15 protein-coding genes are annotated in these 16,981 nt (G+C 64.6%); all 15 read left to right on the top strand.

Annotated elements, in window-relative coordinates; genetic code table 11:
• Positions 1-1,122 precede the first annotated feature (1,122 nt).
• The 15 genes from LC092_RS12870 (at position 1,123) to LC092_RS12800 (ending at position 16,880) form a co-directional block, all read left to right on the top strand.
• Positions 1,123-2,106, top strand: coding sequence for a TRAP transporter substrate-binding protein (locus LC092_RS12870; protein ID WP_224806941.1), 984 nt, complete (start codon positions 1,123-1,125; stop codon positions 2,104-2,106).
• 75 nt (positions 2,107-2,181) lie between these two features.
• Positions 2,182-2,673, top strand: coding sequence for a TRAP transporter small permease (locus LC092_RS12865; protein ID WP_224806940.1), 492 nt, complete (start codon positions 2,182-2,184; stop codon positions 2,671-2,673).
• Positions 2,674-2,675: 2 nt separating this feature from the next.
• Entirely contained in the window at positions 2,676-3,968 is a 1,293-nt protein-coding gene (locus LC092_RS12860) for a TRAP transporter large permease (RefSeq protein ID WP_224806939.1), read from the top strand.
• A gap of 66 nt (positions 3,969-4,034) precedes the next feature.
• Positions 4,035-5,354 carry a histidinol dehydrogenase gene (gene hisD, locus LC092_RS12855; protein ID WP_224806938.1) on the top strand — a complete coding sequence of 440 codons (1,320 nt, stop codon included), beginning with the start codon at positions 4,035-4,037 and terminating at the stop codon, positions 5,352-5,354.
• Complete coding sequence (locus LC092_RS12850; protein ID WP_224806937.1) at positions 5,347-6,390, top strand: LacI family DNA-binding transcriptional regulator; 1,044 nt, start codon at positions 5,347-5,349, stop codon at positions 6,388-6,390. Before hisD ends, LC092_RS12850 begins: the two co-directional genes overlap by 8 nt.
• Before the next feature lie 7 nt (positions 6,391-6,397).
• Complete coding sequence (locus LC092_RS12845; protein ID WP_224806936.1) at positions 6,398-7,180, top strand: SDR family NAD(P)-dependent oxidoreductase; 783 nt, start codon at positions 6,398-6,400, stop codon at positions 7,178-7,180.
• 31 nt (positions 7,181-7,211) lie between these two features.
• Positions 7,212-8,171, top strand: coding sequence for a cupin domain-containing protein (locus LC092_RS12840; protein WP_224806935.1), 960 nt, complete (start codon positions 7,212-7,214; stop codon positions 8,169-8,171).
• Positions 8,172-8,235: 64 nt separating this feature from the next.
• Positions 8,236-8,934 (top strand): alpha/beta fold hydrolase, encoded by a 699-nt coding sequence (locus tag LC092_RS12835; protein ID WP_224806934.1) that lies wholly within the window; start codon positions 8,236-8,238, stop codon positions 8,932-8,934.
• On the top strand, positions 8,931-9,635 hold the full coding sequence (locus tag LC092_RS12830; RefSeq protein WP_224806933.1) for an RraA family protein: 705 nt from the start codon (positions 8,931-8,933) through the stop codon (positions 9,633-9,635). Before LC092_RS12835 ends, LC092_RS12830 begins: the two co-directional genes overlap by 4 nt.
• Positions 9,636-10,146: 511 nt before the next feature.
• The gene (locus LC092_RS12825; RefSeq protein WP_224806932.1) at positions 10,147-11,649 is read left to right on the top strand and encodes a M81 family metallopeptidase; all 1,503 of its coding nucleotides are present in this window, start codon (positions 10,147-10,149) and stop codon (positions 11,647-11,649) included.
• Positions 11,646-12,761 carry a C4-dicarboxylate TRAP transporter substrate-binding protein gene (locus tag LC092_RS12820; RefSeq protein WP_224806931.1) on the top strand — a complete coding sequence of 372 codons (1,116 nt, stop codon included), beginning with the start codon at positions 11,646-11,648 and terminating at the stop codon, positions 12,759-12,761. The genes LC092_RS12825 and LC092_RS12820 overlap by 4 nt, the downstream gene beginning before the upstream one ends.
• Before the next feature lie 59 nt (positions 12,762-12,820).
• Complete coding sequence (locus tag LC092_RS12815; protein WP_224806930.1) at positions 12,821-13,354, top strand: TRAP transporter small permease subunit; 534 nt, start codon at positions 12,821-12,823, stop codon at positions 13,352-13,354.
• Positions 13,347-14,651, top strand: coding sequence for a TRAP transporter large permease (locus tag LC092_RS12810; RefSeq protein WP_224806929.1), 1,305 nt, complete (start codon positions 13,347-13,349; stop codon positions 14,649-14,651). Before LC092_RS12815 ends, LC092_RS12810 begins: the two co-directional genes overlap by 8 nt.
• A 4-nt stretch (positions 14,652-14,655) precedes the next feature.
• The gene (locus LC092_RS12805; RefSeq protein ID WP_224806928.1) at positions 14,656-15,540 is read left to right on the top strand and encodes a MurR/RpiR family transcriptional regulator; all 885 of its coding nucleotides are present in this window, start codon (positions 14,656-14,658) and stop codon (positions 15,538-15,540) included.
• Positions 15,541-15,554: 14 nt separating this feature from the next.
• Positions 15,555-16,880 (top strand): aspartate aminotransferase family protein, encoded by a 1,326-nt coding sequence (locus LC092_RS12800; protein ID WP_224806927.1) that lies wholly within the window; start codon positions 15,555-15,557, stop codon positions 16,878-16,880.
• Positions 16,881-16,981: the final 101 nt, after the last annotated feature.

The raw sequence follows: 16,981 nt of genomic DNA, 5'->3' as shown, positions 1-16,981 counted from the left end.
ACGCCCCAGCGCCAATGGTACTGCGTCTTAAGACGTGGGAGAGTCGGTCGCCGCCAGGCCCGCTAAGCGTAAAACTTAAAACATATCTACGATAAAAAACAGCAGACTTAACGCGGGGTCACGGTCCCGCGGAATGGTCGGACGCCTACAGTTTCTGAAAACGCCCCGGATCAAAGTCCGGGGCGTTTTTGCGTTTGGCGTTTGCAGCAGTCGCAACCGGCCGGTTTTCAAACGATCAACAACGATCCACCACCCGTTTGCTGGGTGGTGCTCTCCCGACTCTAAAAGCAACTGGGCGGGAAAGTTGGGCTTGGCAGACCGCTTCCCATAAAAAATCGGAGCCCTCCTTCCCTTCAGTGTTTTGAAGAATCTGAGGGGGCTGGGCTCCCCTGGGCTGTATTCACAGCCGTAGTCCTGTTCAAACCAGCGTCGCGAGGATGGTTCGGGCTTCGGCCGGTGCCGAGACCAGCATCGATCCGAATCTCCTAAGCTCTCGCGCATACGTCCGCCCGACCGTGCTCGCCGAAGTCTGCAACGTCATGGCGAGCAGACGCAAAACTATTTTCGGTCCGATCCTTCCATCCTGCATCCGCAGAACGGCGCGCCGGCGATAGGACACGCCGATGATCGCCCTTTGGCCTTTCAAGCGATGTCTCCTCCGCCGCCGCGCGGGCGCCTTCGGCGATTGCCAGGCAGACGACAACCTCCGCGGCGGGGAAGAAATCGGGTGCTGCGACCTTGGCGTCGATCGGCGCACTGTTCTCTCAGGTCCCGCAGCCAAAGGGGGCGGTCAGATCCTTTTCGACTTCGCCGCATTAACGGGCAGTAGGGAAATCGACCCGCTTGGCTGATTTGCCGGCGGGTGGTCAGATGCGTCGATGGAGACCCGACAGATGGATACTTTTGGCAGGCGCTGTTCGCGCCGCCGGTAATGGTTGGGTCCTCCGTTTTAAGACCAAAACCCTCGCGGATCCTGGCGTTCGAGCTTGGTCTCCAGCGCGGGAGATGTCGGGTGGTGAATACGTATTCTCAAAAGCCTTGCGGGATCGAGGGATCTGTGGTTTGACTATGTGAATACGTATTCACCGCGGGAGAGCCGTGGGATCTTGAGGAGGAAACCCCGTGAAATTCGCACCGCTTGTCACGCTCGGCGCAAGCCTTGTCCTGGCCGTTCCGGCGCTCGCCGACACCACCATCCGCATCGGTCATGCCACCCCAGAATCCTCGCCGATCCATCAGGCGCTCGCCTATTTCGAAAGTGAGCTGGAAGCCCGGTCAAACGGTGGCATCGAGGTCGAGATCTATCCAGGTGGCCAGCTTGGCAGCGTCAAGGAAATGACCGAGCTGGTGCAGTCCGGGAACATCACCATGACGACCGGCGCGTCGGTGCACCTGAGTGCGGCCGTCGACCAGCTCGCGGTCCTCGATCAGTTTCTTCTGTTTCAGGATGAGGAAGAGGCGCGGTCGCTGCTCGACGGCGACGCCGGGGCGGCGATTTCCGCTGCAATGGAAACGCGCGGTCTAAAGAATATGGGCTTCATGGAACTGGGGTTCCGCAGCTTCACCAACAGCCGTGCGCCGCTCGACAGTTTCGATGCCTTCAAGGGCTTGCGGATGCGTTCGGCGGACAACCCCATCGCCATCAAGGCGTGGCGGTCGGTCGGAGCGGTGCCGGTGCCGCTTGCTTGGGGGGAAATCTATTCCTCGCTGCAGCAGGGGTTGATCGACGGCCAGGAGAGCGCGCTCAGCTCGATGACCATCGAGCGGTTCTTCGAGGTGCAGGACTATGTGTCACTGACCGGGCATATTTATTGGCCGGAACTCTGGATGGCCAATCTCGACTGGTTCGAAAGCCTTGAGGAGGCCGACAAAAACCTTGTCGAGGAGGTCGCACGCGAAACCGTCGCCCGGCAGCGCGACCTGACGGCTGCAGCCAATGCCGCGACGCTGGAAAAGCTGAAAGAGGCCGGCCTCAAGGTCAATGAACTGCCAGCCGCCGACAAGAAGCGGCTCGGCGAGGTCATGAACGCCGCCATCGAGGCGGATATCCGCGCCAAGGTTGGCGATGACTTCTACGACACGTTCATGGCGGCCGTGGCGAAGTAATCGCCTGGGCGAACGGCGGCCACCTGACACAGGCGGCCGCCGTGCAAACATCAGGGCCTGAAGGAGGGAGGGGCGATGCGTGCGCTTGAAAAATGGTTCGAGCCGACGGTGATCGTTGGGATGCTGAGTGCGATCGTCCTGCTTGTCTTTTCGGATGTCGTCGCCCGTTTTGCCTTCTCCACCTCGATCGCTGTGGCGAACGAGCTGGCCCGCTTCTGTTTCGTCTACATGATTTATTTCGGTGTCAGCTACGCCATTCGCGAGCGCCGGCACATGCGTGTCACGGTCTTGCTCGACATGATGCCGGCGACGGCACGGCGGTGGGTCTTCGCGCTCTCCGAGCTGATTTTTCTGATCTATTCCGTGGCGGTGTGCTGGCTCGGCGTGGTCATCACGCAAAAGGCATTCGGCTGGGGCAAGATCCTGTCTTCGACGGAATGGCCGCTTGGTTTTCTCTATATGGCAATCATTTTCTCGGGCGCGCTCAGCAGCCTGCGTCTGCTGCAGTCCCTGTGGCGGACATTGGTTGCTGGTGACACCCGGCTTGGGCCGCAGACGGATATCTGATCATGACCACCGCGATCCTATTCGGTAGCTTCTTTCTGCTCCTGTTGATCGGCGTGCCCATCGGGATCGCGCTTGGAGCGGCCAGCCTGCTTGCCATCGCCTATATCCCGTTTCTGAATTTCGACATGTATGCCCTCGGGCTCGTGTCGGGGATCGACAGCTTCACGCTGATCGCGGTGGTGCTGTTTACCCTCGCCGGCAGTCTGATGGCGCAAGGGGGAATCTCGCGGCGCCTGATCGCCGTTGCAGACCGGGCCTTCGGCCGCGCGCCGGGCGATCTCGGTACGGTGACGATCATGTCTTGCCTGTTCTTCGCCGCGATTTCCGGCACCGGCAGCGCAACGGTGGCGGCCATCGGCCTGGCACTGATCCCGGCGCTGGTGGAGCGTGGCTACGACCGCGCCTATGCGGGGGCGATGGTGGCGAGCGCCGGCGGATTGGGGGTGATGATACCGCCCTCCGTTGTGATGATCGTCTATGCGGTCGCCGCCGGCGTGTCGGTCACCGCGCTGTTCATGGCGGGCGTCGTGCCGGGCATTGTCATCGCGCTGACCCTGATCGGCTACAACATCCTGCAGCGCCGCCGTATCCCGCGCCCGGTGGCGGCGGAGGCGATGCGCGGCGGCAGCCTGCTGGCCGCACTCAACGACGCAAAGCTGGCCCTGGCCATGCCGATCGTCGTGCTCGGAGGTATCTATTCGGGTGTCGTCACGCCCACGGAAAGCTCAGCCGTGGCGGTTGTTTATGCGCTCGTGGTGAGCTGTTTCGTCTATCGGGAGCTGCCGCTCAAGGCGGTCCCGAAAATCATGCTGGAATCCGCCCTTCTGGTCTCGGCGGTGCTGGTCATCATCGGCGCTTCGGTTGCCTTCGGCCGCATCATCGCGCTGGAGAAGATCCCTTCGGAACTGGCGCAATTCGTTCTGTCGCTGACTGACAGCAAATATCTGGTGCTGTTGGCGGCCCTGGTGTTGCTGCTCATCGTCGGAACCTTTCTGGAGACGCTGGCGGCCATCGTGATCCTGACGCCGGTGCTCCTGCCGATCATGCTGCAGCTGGGTGTCGATCCGGTGCATTTCGGCATCGTCATGATCGTGGCGCTCGCCATCGGGTTCGTGACGCCGCCGCTCGGAGCCAATCTCTTTATGGCCGCGCAGGTCGGGGGCATTCCCTTCGACAAGATCGCGCGGCGGATCTTTCCCTGGGTGGCGGCAATGTTCGTGGCCCTTCTCATCATCACCTATGTGCCGTGGCTGTCGCTGGTTCTGCCCGAGACCCTGCTTGGCTACGGGCGTTAACTCCCTGTTTGCAGGCATGAGGCCGGCGCCGATGCGGCATCGGCCGGAGACGAAAGGACATCCCTCATGACGATCGAGTATCTCAAGCGCGGCAAGCCCGAGGCCGACCGGGCGGCGGATGATGCAAAGACCGCCGAGGTCGTGGCGGCGACGCTGAAAGACATCGAGGCGCGCGGCGATACCGCGGTACGCGAGTTGGCCAACAGGTTCGACAATTACGACCGGGAGAGCTACCGGCTCAGCCAGGACGAGATCGACGCGTTGATCGCCAAGGTCAGCCCGCAGGACATGGAAGATATCCGGTTCGCGCAGGAGCAGGTCAAGAAATTCGCCAAGGCGCAGCGTGACTCCATGACCGATATCGAGGTGGAAACGCTGCCGGGGGTCATTCTCGGACACAAGAACATTCCGGTGCAGTCGGTTGGCTGCTACGTGCCGGGCGGCAAGTTCCCGATGGTTGCCAGCGCGCATATGTCGGTGGCGACCGCCGCCGTGGCCGGCGTGCCGCGCATCGTTGCCTGCACCCCGCCGTTCAACGGCGAGCCGAATCCGGCGGTGATCGCTGCGATGCACCTGGGCGGTGCGCATGAAATCTACGTGCTCGGCGGCATCCAGGCGGTCGGCGCCATGGCCATCGGAACGGAAAGCATCGCGCCGGTTCATTTACTGGTCGGCCCGGGCAATGCTTTCGTCGCGGAAGCCAAGCGTCAGCTCTTCGGCCGGGTCGGCATCGATCTGTTCGCCGGTCCGACCGAGACCATGGTGATCGCCGACGAAACCGTGGACGCGGAAATATGCGCGACCGACCTCTTGGGACAGGCCGAGCACGGTTACAATTCGCCGGCGGTCCTGGTCACCAATTCGCGCAAGCTGGCACAGGACACGCTGGCGGAGGTCGAACGTCTCCTCGCCATTCTGCCGACGGCCGACACCGCGCGGGTGAGCTGGGAGGATTACGGCGAGGTCGTCCTGTGCGACACCTATGAGGAAATGCTCCAGGTGGCCGACGAGATTGCCTCCGAGCACGTCCAAGTGATGACCGACCGCGATGACTGGTTCCTGGACAACATGACCTGCTACGGCGCGCTGTTCCTGGGCGCGCGCACCAACGTCGCCAACGGCGACAAGGTGATTGGCACCAACCACACGCTGCCGACCAAGAAGGCCGGCCGCTACACTGGCGGGCTGTGGGTCGGCAAGTTCCTCAAGACGCATTCCTATCAGAAAATCACGAGCGACGCGGCGGCGGCAAAGATTGGCGCCTATGGCTCGCGGTTGTGCCTGTTGGAGGGCTTTGTCGGCCATGCGGAGCAGTGCAACCTGCGTGTCCGGCGCTACGGCGGCGAAAACGTGGCTTACGGAGCGCCAGCGGCGGTGCGTGGATAACGGCGACAGCGAGGACGGGATGGTGGAGAACCGGGTTACCTCCGTGGATGTGGCGCGTGCGGCGGGTGTCAGTCAGCCGACCGTCAGCCGCGCCTTCACGCCGGGCGCCCGGGTTTCGCCGGAACTGCGCGCCCGGGTGGAAGAGGCCGCGCGCAAGCTGGGCTACCGGCCGAACACGCTGGCGCGGGCGATGATCAAGGGGCAGTCCAACGTAATCGGCCTGGTCGTCGCCTATCTCGACAATCCGTTTTATTCCGAGGCCATCGAGCTTCTGTCGAGGACGCTCAAGGAGTTCGGCTACCACATTATCGTTTTCACCGCCTCGAACGACGAGAACAGCGTCGATCTGGCGGTGGAGGATCTGCTCGCGCATCAGGTGGATGGCATCATCCTGGCCTCCGTCAGCACGACGCTGAAGCTGACGCAGGAAATCAGGAACGCCGGCATTCCGCTGGTGCTGTTCAACCGTGGGCAGAACGATCCGGCGATTCCGGCGGTGACGGCGACGAACTACGCAGGTGGGCGCAAGGCTGCGAATTTCCTCGTCGGACTCGGGCATCGGCGAATCGCGCATATCTCGGGCTGGCAGGGATCTCTGACCGGCGTCGACCGGATGCGTGGTTTTCTCGACGGCCTGGCCGACCACGGTCTGGAGCCTGTGGCCTGCGTCGACGGTCGCTACGACCGCGCGACGGCGATGGCGGCAACGCGCGAGATCTTCGCCGGGCCGGAGCGGCCAGAAGCGGTCTTCGTCGGAAATGATCACATGGCTTTCGCTGTTCTGGAGGCGCTTCAGCATGATCTGGGGCTGCGGGTGCCGGAGGATGTTTCGGTCGTCGGCTTCGATGACGTGAAAATGGCGGCATGGCGGGTGTTCGACCTGACGACCCTGCGCCAACCCGCAAACGAGATGGTCGCGGCGGTGGTCGACATGATGATGCAGCTGATCAATGGCAAACCGTTGGAGCGCGCCCGCGTCGAGATCGACAGCGCCCTGATCGAGCGCGGAACGACACGCAAGCGAAACCGGGAATGACCGAGACATGAACACGCGAAATACCTTTGTCCTTCCGCTCACTCCGAGCTTTCGTCTTGATGGCAAACGGGCGCTGGTGGCCGGTGCGTCCTCCGGTATCGGGCTGGCCTGTGCGTCTGCCCTTGCTCGGGCCGGGGCGCAGACGGTGGTCGCCGCTCGGTCGGCGGACAAACTGGCGGCACTTGTGGCAGCGCTTCGGGAGGCCGGGTATTCCGCCGAGGCGATGACCCTCGATGTTGCCGATGTCGCGGCCGCAGAGGAGGCTGTCGCCGATGGCGGACCGTTTGACATCCTGGTCAATTCGGCAGGCCTGGCCCGGCACGGGCCCGCCCTGGAGACCGCCGAGGCCGACTTCGACGCGGTGACGGCCCTGAATTTCAAGGGAGCCTATTTCCTGACACGGGCGGTGGCGCGCGGGCTGATGGCGGCGGGCCGTCCCGGCTCGCTCATCAACGTGTCCAGCCAAATGGCGCAGGTTGGCGGGGTCGACCGTGCGGTCTATGCGGCCACGAAACATGCGGTCGAGGGCTTCACCAAGTCGATGGCGATCGAGTGGGGCAAGGCCGGCATTCGCGTCAACACGATTTGCCCCACCTTCATCAAGACCGCCCTGACCCAATCGACCTTCGAACAGCCGGAGCGTCGGGCCTGGATCGAGGACAAGATCAAGCTGGGCCGTGTCGGCGAGGTCGAGGACATCATGGGGGCCGTGCAGTTTCTGGCCTCCGATGCGTCGGCGCTCGTCACCGGCACGGCGCTGATGATCGATGGCGGCTGGACCGCCGACTGACAATTTTCCTTTCCTGACAGTGAGAGACATCATGTCCGATATTGCTTCGCGCATCGTCCGCTATGGCGAGCTGCGCCCCTGCAAGACTGCCTTCATCGACGCCCATACGCCGGGCAGCGATCAGAAGGAGAATTTCACCATCATCGGTGGCGGCGTTTCGGAAAGTCCGGACCAGCACGTTCATATCCGCGAGACGCCTGGCTTCAACATCGGGGCGGCGGGGCAGCCGCCGAACTGCCGGAACTCGCTGCACAGTCACACCACGGCGGAAGTGTTCTTCGTTCTCAAGGGGCGGTGGCGGTTCTTCTGGGGGCGTCACGGCACCGCCGGCGAGTTCATTGCCGAGGAAGGCGACATCTTCAACATTCCGACCGGGATCTTTCGCGGTTTCGAGAATGTCGGGACCGACTATGGAATGATCATGGCGATCCTGGGGGGAGACGATGCCGGCGGTGGCGTGACCTGGGCGCCGCAGGTGATCGAGGAAGCGCGGGCGCATGGCCTCGTTCTCGGCAGCAATGGCGTGCTCTACGACAGCAAGAAGGGCGAGACCCTGCCGGACGCCGTGGCGCCGATGCCGCTGCTCAGCGAAGATGAGCTGACCGCCTTTCCGGACGTGCCGGTGGAAAAGGTCGTGCGCGATTATGTGGCGCGCTACTGGGACCTGATGGCTCTTGCCGCAGACAAGCCGGCCCGGGTGATCGGCCCCGATGCGCTCCTGAAGGACCGGCCCGGCTTCGAGGTCGAGTTCCTGACGCGCGGCTCGGTCGCCGACGAGATGGCGGCGCGTGACAAGCACACCGTTCTCATGCCCGTGCGGGGACACTGGAAGCTGCGTCATGAGGGCGGCGAGACCGTGCTCAATCCGGGCGACACCTGCCTGCTCAATCCGGGCGAGAGCCATGCCATCGCGCCGTCGATGACGGGCGAGGCGAGCCTTTACCGCGTCACTGCCACGGATGATCCGGCCGGATCGACCTGGGTTGGCTGACGGCCATATGCGCCACGCGGCGTCGGTTTCGCCGCGTGGCCGTTGCAAACCCACTGGAGGTCCGATGACGCCCCTCGTTCTGGTGCCCGGCATGATGTGCGACGCGCGTCTCTTCGCGCCGCAGATCGCCACCTTGTCCGGCCGCATTCCGGTGATGTCCATGCCCGTTGCCGGGCGCGACACGATGGCGGAGCTGGCCGCCGGCATTCTGGCCAGTGCGCCGCCGCGTTTTGCGCTCGCTGGCCTGTCCATGGGCGGCATTCTCGCTATGGAAGTCGTCCGACAGGCTCCGGAGCGGGTTGAGCGGCTGGCGCTTCTTGACACCAATCCGCTGGCGGAGGCGGGAGACGTCAAGGCGCGGCGCGGTCCGCAGATCGCGGCGGTTCAGGCGGGCGGGCTCGACGCCGTCATGCGCGATGTGATGATCCCGAACTATCTGCATGACGCCACTGATCCGAAAGGTATTTCCGCGCTGTGTCTGGAGATGGCGCGCGTCCTCGGACCCGATGTCTTCGTGACCCAGTCGAAGGCGCTGCGTGACCGGCCCGACCAGACAGAGACCTTGCGGGCCTATTGCGGTCCGTCGCTGGTTCTGTGCGGGCGACACGACCGGCTGTGTCCGCTGTCCCGGCACAAGCTGATGCACGAGTTGATGCCGCAAAGCACGTTGGAAATCATCGACGGGGCGGGGCATCTGCCCACCCTCGAACGCCCCGAACAGACGACAGCGGCCCTCGTTCGCTGGCTGGAGGATACAGCATGAGCAATTTGTCTTCTTCGCTTCTGGACGTGCTGCGGCGCGTCGATACGCCCACCGTGTGCAATGCCATCGAGGTGGCTGAAGGACGGCGCGGCTTCAACGATTTCACCCGCGGCACGATGCTGTCTTCCGCGCCAGACGCGCCGCCCATGGTGGGCTTTGCGCGCACCGCCCGCATTGCGGCTCTGGCACCGTCGCAGGAGCCGCCCGAGGTCGTGCGCGCGCGCCGCATGGCGTACTACCGCTATATGGCCGAAGGGGCGATGCCGGCCGTTGCCGTGATCGAGGATATGGATTTCCCCGATTGCATCGGCGCCTATTGGGGCGAGATCAACACCACCGTTCACAAGGGCTTCGGTCTTGCCGGGGCGCTGACCAATGGGGTGATGCGCGATCTGGGCGATCTGCCGGACGGGTTTCCCGTCGTTGCCGGCTCCGTCGGCGTGAGTCATGGATTTGTGCATGTCACGGAGATCGACGTGCCGGTGACCATTCACGGGTTGACGGTCCGGCCGGGCGCGTTGATCCACGCCGACCGCCATGGCGCGGTCGCAATTCCCGAAGCGGTGCTCCCGGAGCTGGAAGCGGCGATCGACAAGCTGCTCGCTACCGAGCACATCGTGCTCGATGCCGCGCGCGCACCCGGGTTCGACTTTACCCGCTTCGAGACAGCCTGGAGCGCCTTCGAGAAGGCCAGAACGTGAACCTTGTCGGGGGTTGGGACCGGATTTTCCTGATCGACGCGCGGACCTTTGGAAATGCCTGGATTTCTTGACCCGGGCTCCTGTTGCCATCGCCTTCCGCGCGGCGGCGTCCGGTCGATCTTCGGCGTCATGCAGCCCCTGTCTGCAATTCGCTTTCAGGGCAAAACCGTAGGGTGAGAACGCGCCCGGGGATGAATGGCGCCTGTTGCGGGCAAGTCCTCCGTCCACGCGCTCAGTTGGCGCATTGCCCGATACGTGACGAAGACGACGCTTCATTCGGACAGCCGGTCTGCATCGGTTTGCCGGGTTGGATGCAATCCCGGACGACGCCGGTGTTGGCTTGCGGCCGTCGGTGGCCGGTCCCTGCGCCTTTCCTGTGCCACCTCGGTTGTGGCCTGCGGTGTCTGCGAGAGCGGCCCGGTCGACCCCTGCCGGGCGGCGGAGAGATCTTGCGTCGCTTGACAAAACAAATAGATTATTTTTACAGTGATGAAACACTTGATCCAAAACGATGGTTTGGACCGATATGCGCATAGGCGTCGCCCGGCTTTGGCACGAGGCAAATTCCTTCTCTGTCTGCGAAACGACGCTGGAGCAGTTCCAGGTCCGGGAATGGTGTCGTGGCGGTGCGGCCGTCGATCTCTATCGCGGCACCGCGACGGAAGCGGGCGGCGCGCTGGCCTGGGCCGAGCGGCGCGGCGATGTCGAGCTGGTCTTTTCCCGATGTGCCTCCGCCGCGCCCGCCGGTCCGGTCGACCAGACGGTGCTCGACCGCATCACCCGCGAGATAGCCGAGGACCCCGCGCTTGAAGGCGTTGACGGTCTCTATCTGTCGCTTCATGGCGCCTGTATCGGAACGATCGATCCGGATCCCGAGACCACGCTTGTGACCGCGCTGCGCGCGCGCTTTCCCGACCTTCCGATCGCGGCGTCCTTCGACATGCACGCCTGCATCGCAGAGGCATTGGCCGACAGGCTCGATGCAGCGACCGTCTATCGCACCTACCCGCATGTCGATATGGTGGAGGCGGCCATCGCCGCGCTCGACATGCTGGCGGCAATCATCGAGGGCAAACGCAAAACCCGTGTGCTGCTGCGGGTGATCGACAAGATCCTGCCGAGCTTCAACATGCGTACCGATTGCCCGGGCCCGATGCGCGACATCGAGACCGAGGCGGTCGCCGCCGCGTCGCGGGACGCGGGCGAGGCGTCGATTCTTGCGGCCTATCCCTTTGCGAGCTTTGCCTATGCCGATGTGCCCCAGGCAAACGCCGGCGTTCTGGTCACATGCGAAGACGCGGCGCGTGGTGCCGCGCTTGCCGACCATGTCGCCGACTACATGCATTTGAACCAGACGCGGTTCCAGCCGGATCTGGCGACGGCTGATGCGGTGCTTGCCGGCCGGCCCTGGGCCGATGGCAGCCGGGTCGCGATCCTCGAGCCGTCCGACAATCCGCTGTCCGGCGGCATCGGCGACACGCCGGGCCTGTTCGCCGCCGCCCTGACGGCCGGCCTGCCGGACGGCAGTGTCTTCGCGTTCTTCTGCGATCCGGAGACGGTGGCGCGGGCCCATGAGGCGGGGGTCGGCGCCACGCTCGATCTCTTCCTTGGCGGGCGGCTCGATGCGCGGTTCGGAGCGCCGCTTCGTGTCCACGCCGAAGTGCTGCGCCTGACCGATGGCCGGTTCCGCAATGAAGACGCAATGGAGCGCGGCATGCCTGTCGATCTCGGCCGCACGGCGCTGCTGCGCGTCGCGCGACTGCGGGTGATCGTCACGACGGGCTGCCAGTCGCCCAATGACGCCGGCTATTTCCGCCTGCACGGCATCGACATCGACGAGGTGCCGGTGTTGCTCGCCAAGGCGAAGAACCATTTCCGCGCTGCCTTCGGCGGCCGGTTCGACGTCATCCGGTCCTGCGAAACGCTGGGCCCAGCCATGGCTGACGTCTCAAGACTGCCCTTCCGAAACGTGCCTCGGGAGCGCTTCAACCTGAAAAACCAGAGGGATTCATGAAAAAAATCGTCAGCGCCGCTCTCATCGGCCTCGCCGCGACCTCCGTCAGCGCCTCGGCGCTCGAGCTCACCGTCAGCTCCTGGGTCGCCCCGTCGCATCCCACGATTTTTGCCGGCTATGAAACCTACTTCCCGGCGGTGACCAAAGCCTCGAACGGCGAAGTGACGTTCAATCTGGTTTCGGGTGGCGCGCTGCTCGGCGGCAAGGAGACGCTGACCGGTCTTGGCGATGGCGTTGTCGACGCCTCGGTTCTGGCGCTCACCTACAATCCCGCCCAGCTGCCCACCAGCCAGCTCGTTGCGGAACTGGCGATGCTGAGCGGCAATTCGCTGGCGGTTGCGGCGGCCGTCACCGAGTTCACGCTTCTCAATTGCGCGCCCTGCATTGCGGAGTTCTCCAAGCAGAACGTCGTTTACACGGGCAGCTACGCAACCGCGCCCTATGCGTTGATCAGCAAGGACGGCATTTCCGAAACGGCGAATGTCGCGGGCAAGCGGATCCGCTCGCCCGGCGGCGCCTGGGATCGCTGGATCACCGAGGCCGGCGGCACCGTGGTGCACACCTCCAGCTCGGAAATGTACGAGGCGCTCGACAAGGGCGTGATCGACATCGCCATGCAGCCGGCCGCAGCCCTCAAGACGCACTCGCTGTGGGATGTCGCCAGTTCGATCACGCTTGGCAGCTTCGGCGTCTACAATTCCGGTCCGCTGCTTGCCTTCAACAAGGATAGCTGGGCTGAGCTGAGCGCGGAGAACCGCCGCGTCATGCTCGACAAGATGGCCGAGGCCATCGTCGCCACCACCGAGGCCTATGTCGCGCAGAACGAGGAGGCCAAGGCCGAAGCCGCCGGTCACGGCATGACGGTCATGGACCGGCCGGAGACGCTGGAAGCGGAGATCGCCGCGTTCAACAGCGACGACGTCTCCGCCATCGTCGACAAGGCCAAAGAGGTCTATGGCGTCACGGATGCGCAGGCGCTGATCGACAGCTATCAGGCCTCGCTTGCCAAGTGGGAAGAGATCACCGCCTCCGGCCTGAGCGGGGATGCGCTGGCCGAACGGATGAAGTCGGAGATCTTCGACAAGCTGTCGGAAACCGAATACGGCCTCTAGACCGGTCGCGGCGGCGCCTGTCGGGCGCCGCCTTCCTCCCCTGAGCCGCCGGAACCTCCATGCAACACATCGATATCTTTCTGGGCAGGCTGGGGCGTCTCCTCGCTCTGGCCGCCAGCCTCTGCCTCGTCGTCATGATGCTCCAGATCTGTCTTGATGTGGGCGGGCGCTACCTGTTCGGTGCGCCGATGCCCTCGACGCTCGAGATCGTGTCCGACTGGTGGATGCCGGCGCTCATCTTCCTGCCGCTGCTGAACGTCGAATGGCGCAACGAAAACATCGCCGTCGACCTTTTCTACCAGAGCCGCGGGGCACGGGCGCAGGCCGTCATGGATGCGGTCGCCTATGTCTGCTTCGGCGTTTTCATGGCGCTGATCGCCTATGCCGGCTTCGAGCAGGCCATGCGCGCCTTCCGCCAGGGCGAATTCATCGTCGGCATGATCCCGGTCATCACCTGGCCGCCCCGGTTCTTCCTGCCGGTGGCCGGTGGGCTGACAGCGCTTCTGTGTTTCGTGCGGGCCCTGGGCGCGCTCGCCCGCGCCGCATCGACCCAAGCACCCACCCGCGACGATCAGGGGCCTTACCGTGGATAGCATTACACTCGTCTATTGGGCGCTGGCTGCGCTCATGGTCCTTCTGGCGTTGCGGGTTCCCGTCGCCGCGGCGCTCGGTCTCGTCGCCATTGTCGGCATGTATCTGCTGGTGGGCGAACGCGCGACCTGGGGTGTCCTGCGCTCGGTGCCGCATGCCTTTGCCGCGCACTGGAGCCTGAGCGCCATCCCCATGTTCCTGTTCATGGGCTATATCTGCTTCGCCGCCGGGCTGACCGACGGGTTGTTCCGCGTCGCGCGCGCCTGGCTCAACTTCCTGCCGGGCGGCCTGGCGATCTCCTCGGTCGGCGGTGCCGCGCTGTTTTCCTCGGTGACCGGATCCTCCGTCGCCTGTGCCGCCGCCATGGGCAAGATCGCCGTGCCGGCCATGCTCGACCGCGGCTATGATCCGAAACTCGCTGTCGGCACCATCGCCGCCGCCGGCACCATGGGCTCGCTGATCCCGCCAAGCACCATCCTTCTGCTCTATGCCGTCTTTGCCGAGGTCCCGGTCAGCCAGCTCTTCATCGGCGCGATCATTCCCGGCCTGCTCACGGCCCTGATGTATGCGCTGATGATCCTGGCACGGGTGAAGTACAACCCGGCGCTTGCCCCGCGCGAGGCCGAGGTCGACTGGCGCGAGCGCTTCTTGTCGCTTGCCGATACCTGGCCGCTGTTTCTTTTGGTGGTGACGGTCTTCGGCGGCATCTTCGCCGGCCTGTTCTCCGCGACGGAGGCCGGTGCCATCGGCGCGCTGGCGTCCATGGCGATCGGCTTCGCCAAGCGGACCCTGTCCTGGGAGGCGCTGCGCGATGCCGGCTTCGAGACGATCCGCTCCACCTCCGCCATCTTCCTGATCGCGGTCGCGGCGGCGTTGCTGACGCGGCTCTTCGCCTTTGCCGGCTTTCCCGACTACGTGCAGGGCCTGATCGGCGAGGACATGTCGCCGCTGCTGATCATCATCGCCGTCTCGCTGATCTATCTCGTGCTCGGCATGTTCCTCGACCCGATCGGGGTGATGCTTCTGACGCTGCCGGTGCTGCTGCCGATCTTCGAGACCGCCGACATCAGCCTCATCTACGCCGGCGTCATGATCACCAAATATCTGGAGATCGGCCTGATCACGCCCCCGGTCGGCCTCAACGTCTTCGTCATCAAGAACGTCGTCGCCGACAAGGTGTCGATCAGCGACGTGTTCCGCGGCGTTGGCTGGTTCCTGCTTGCCGATGTGGTGACGGTCGCCATACTCATAGCCTTCCCGGCGACCGTTCTGTGGTTGCCCGGCCTGATAAGCGGGTGAGACCATGGCGAAGGCCCCGACCCCTGAAGCCCTGACCCAGCTGATGATCGGCAGGATCGACAGCCTGCCGCGCCGGCTGGCGGACGGCGCGCGCTATCTGGTCGATCACCCGGACGACGTGGTGCTTCTGTCGATGCGCGAGATCGCCAACCGCGCCGGGGTGGCGCCGGCGACCCTCGTGCGGCTCGCCCGCACGCTGGGCTATTCGGACTGGTCGGAGCTGCGGGCGCTTTACGCCGACAGTTTCCGCTCCGGTCCGGCGCGCTACGCGGACAAGGCGGTCGCCGCCGTGCAGCAGGACAAGGGGGCGGGGCTCCTTGGCGAGACGTTCCGCGCGCAGGAGGCAAGCCTTGCCTATGCGGTTCAGAGCAATGCGCCGCAGGACATTGCAGCCGCGGCAAGGACCCTCGCGCATGCCGAGCGCATCTATGTCGCTGCCTTCATGAGCTGCCGGGGGCCGGGGCTCACCTTCACCTATCTGTGCAAGATGCTGCGCCCGAATGTGGAACTGCTCGGAACCGAGGGGTCGTCGCTGATCGCCGATCTGGCGATGCTGACGGAGCGCGACGCGGTGCTGTCGATCAACTTCCAGCCCTATGCGCGCGAGATCGACCTGATCGCCGACGCGGTCAGCGCCTCCGGGTCAAAGCTCATCAGTCTCAGCGACAGCCGGGCCACGCCGCTGCAACCGCATGCCGATACAAGCCTGCTCTTTTCCGCCGAAAGCCCGTCGTTCTTTCCCTCCGTCATTTCCGCGGTCGGCGTGGTCGAGGGGCTTGCCGCCGCCATGCTGACGGAGCTGCAGGAAACCGCGATGGAGCGGATCGGCCGCATCGAAGAGCAGCTCTACGCGTCAGGCTCCTATCACGCGCACCGGCGCACCCGCTAACAGAGACCTCCCGAATGACCCACGTGTTTCATCGCTCGCCGAGCAATCCCCTTCCTGTTGCTGTCTCTGGAAGCGGCGCCTATGTCACCGACGACAGCGGCAAGCGCTATATCGACGCCTGCGGCGGCGCGGCCGTCTCCTGCATCGGTCATGGCGACGGCAGGGTTCGGGAGGCCGTCCAGCGCCAGATGGCCGACATCAGCTACGCGCATACGAGCTTCTTCACCTCGCCCGCGGCCGAGGCGCTGGCCGACCACCTGTGCGAGGCGACCCCGGTTCCGCTCGACAAGGTCTATTTCGTCGGAAGCGGCTCCGAGGCCGTCGAGGCGGCGATCAAGATGGCGCGCCAGTATCACCTGGAGCGCGGCGAGCCGTCGCGGAAACTGGTGATCTCCCGGCACCAGAGCTATCATGGCAACACGCTGGGCGCGCTCTCGGTCGGGGGAAATCCGCCCCGCCGCAAGCCCTATGGCCCGTTCCTGCTCGATGAACCCAAGATCGAGCCGTGCTTCGCCTATCGCTACGCGCGCGACGGCGAAAGCGCGCAAGACTATGCGGCGCGCGCCGCCAACGCTCTTGAGGAGAAGATCCTTGAGCTCGGGCCGGAGAGCGTCGTTGCCTTCCTGGCCGAGACCGTGGTCGGCGCCACGGCCGGTGCCGTTCCGGCCGAGGCCGGTTATTTTCGCCGCATCCGCGAGATCTGCGACCGCTATGGCGTTCTTCTCATCCTCGACGAGGTGATGTGCGGCGCGGGCCGGACCGGCAGCTTTCTCGCCTGCGAGCAGGAGGGCGTGGCCCCCGACATTGTCACGCTCGCCAAGGGGCTGGGCGGCGGCTATCAGCCGATCGCCGCCGTCATGTGCAAGGCGGAGGTCTATCGCACCATCGTCGAGGGCAGCGGCGGCTTCGTGCACGGCCACACCTATTCTGCCCATCCGCTCGCCTGTGCCGCCGCGCTGGCGGTGCAGCAGGTCATCCGCGACGACCGTTTGCTCGACAATGTCGTCGCGCGCGGCGCGCAGCTCTGCGACCGGCTCGCGGCCCGCTTCGGCAACCACCCCCATGTCGGCGATGTCCGCGGACGCGGGCTTCTCCAGGCCATCGAGCTGGTCGAGCATCGCGACGACAAGACGCCCTTTTCGCCGGAGCAGCGCATCGGCGCGCGGATCAAGCGGGAAGCCATGGCGCTCGGGCTGATGGTCTATCCGGGCGCCGGCACCATCGACGGCGTGTCCGGCGATCACGTGCTCCTGGCGCCTCCCTACACCGTGGATGCCGAGACAATCGACCTCATCGTCGAGCGTCTCGGCCTTGCGGTTGATGCCGCCGTGGCCGGCTGAGCGCCCGCGATCCAGTCGCGGGACAGGCATCGCCGGAATTCCGCTGAAAATGCTGCGTTCGGCGAAATGGCCGAAAAATATCGTTTTCATTTTCAAATAAT

Source organism: Stappia stellulata, assembly GCF_020176715.1.
Classification (GTDB): Bacteria; Pseudomonadota; Alphaproteobacteria; order Rhizobiales; family Stappiaceae; genus Stappia.
The sequence above is the reverse complement of the archived record's forward strand: the minus strand, read 5'-3'. Positions and strand labels throughout refer to the sequence as shown.

What these genes read in the sequence shown, in the direction of transcription:
- LC092_RS12865 (WP_224806940.1), top strand. Translation starts at nt 2,182, where the DNA reads ATGCGTGCGCTTGAAAAATGGTTCGAGCCGACGGTGATCGTTGGGATG.
- LC092_RS12860 (WP_224806939.1), top strand. Translation starts at nt 2,676, where the DNA reads ATGACCACCGCGATCCTATTCGGTAGCTTCTTTCTGCTCCTGTTGATC.
- hisD (WP_224806938.1), top strand. Translation starts at nt 4,035, where the DNA reads ATGACGATCGAGTATCTCAAGCGCGGCAAGCCCGAGGCCGACCGGGCG.
- LC092_RS12845 (WP_224806936.1), top strand. Translation starts at nt 6,398, where the DNA reads ATGAACACGCGAAATACCTTTGTCCTTCCGCTCACTCCGAGCTTTCGT.
- LC092_RS12840 (WP_224806935.1), top strand. Translation starts at nt 7,212, where the DNA reads ATGTCCGATATTGCTTCGCGCATCGTCCGCTATGGCGAGCTGCGCCCC.
- LC092_RS12835 (WP_224806934.1), top strand. Translation starts at nt 8,236, where the DNA reads ATGACGCCCCTCGTTCTGGTGCCCGGCATGATGTGCGACGCGCGTCTC.
- LC092_RS12830 (WP_224806933.1), top strand. Translation starts at nt 8,931, where the DNA reads ATGAGCAATTTGTCTTCTTCGCTTCTGGACGTGCTGCGGCGCGTCGAT.
- LC092_RS12825 (WP_224806932.1), top strand. Translation starts at nt 10,147, where the DNA reads ATGGTTTGGACCGATATGCGCATAGGCGTCGCCCGGCTTTGGCACGAG.
- LC092_RS12820 (WP_224806931.1), top strand. Translation starts at nt 11,646, where the DNA reads ATGAAAAAAATCGTCAGCGCCGCTCTCATCGGCCTCGCCGCGACCTCC.
- LC092_RS12815 (WP_224806930.1), top strand. Translation starts at nt 12,821, where the DNA reads ATGCAACACATCGATATCTTTCTGGGCAGGCTGGGGCGTCTCCTCGCT.
- LC092_RS12805 (WP_224806928.1), top strand. Translation starts at nt 14,656, where the DNA reads ATGGCGAAGGCCCCGACCCCTGAAGCCCTGACCCAGCTGATGATCGGC.
- LC092_RS12800 (WP_224806927.1), top strand. Translation starts at nt 15,555, where the DNA reads ATGACCCACGTGTTTCATCGCTCGCCGAGCAATCCCCTTCCTGTTGCT.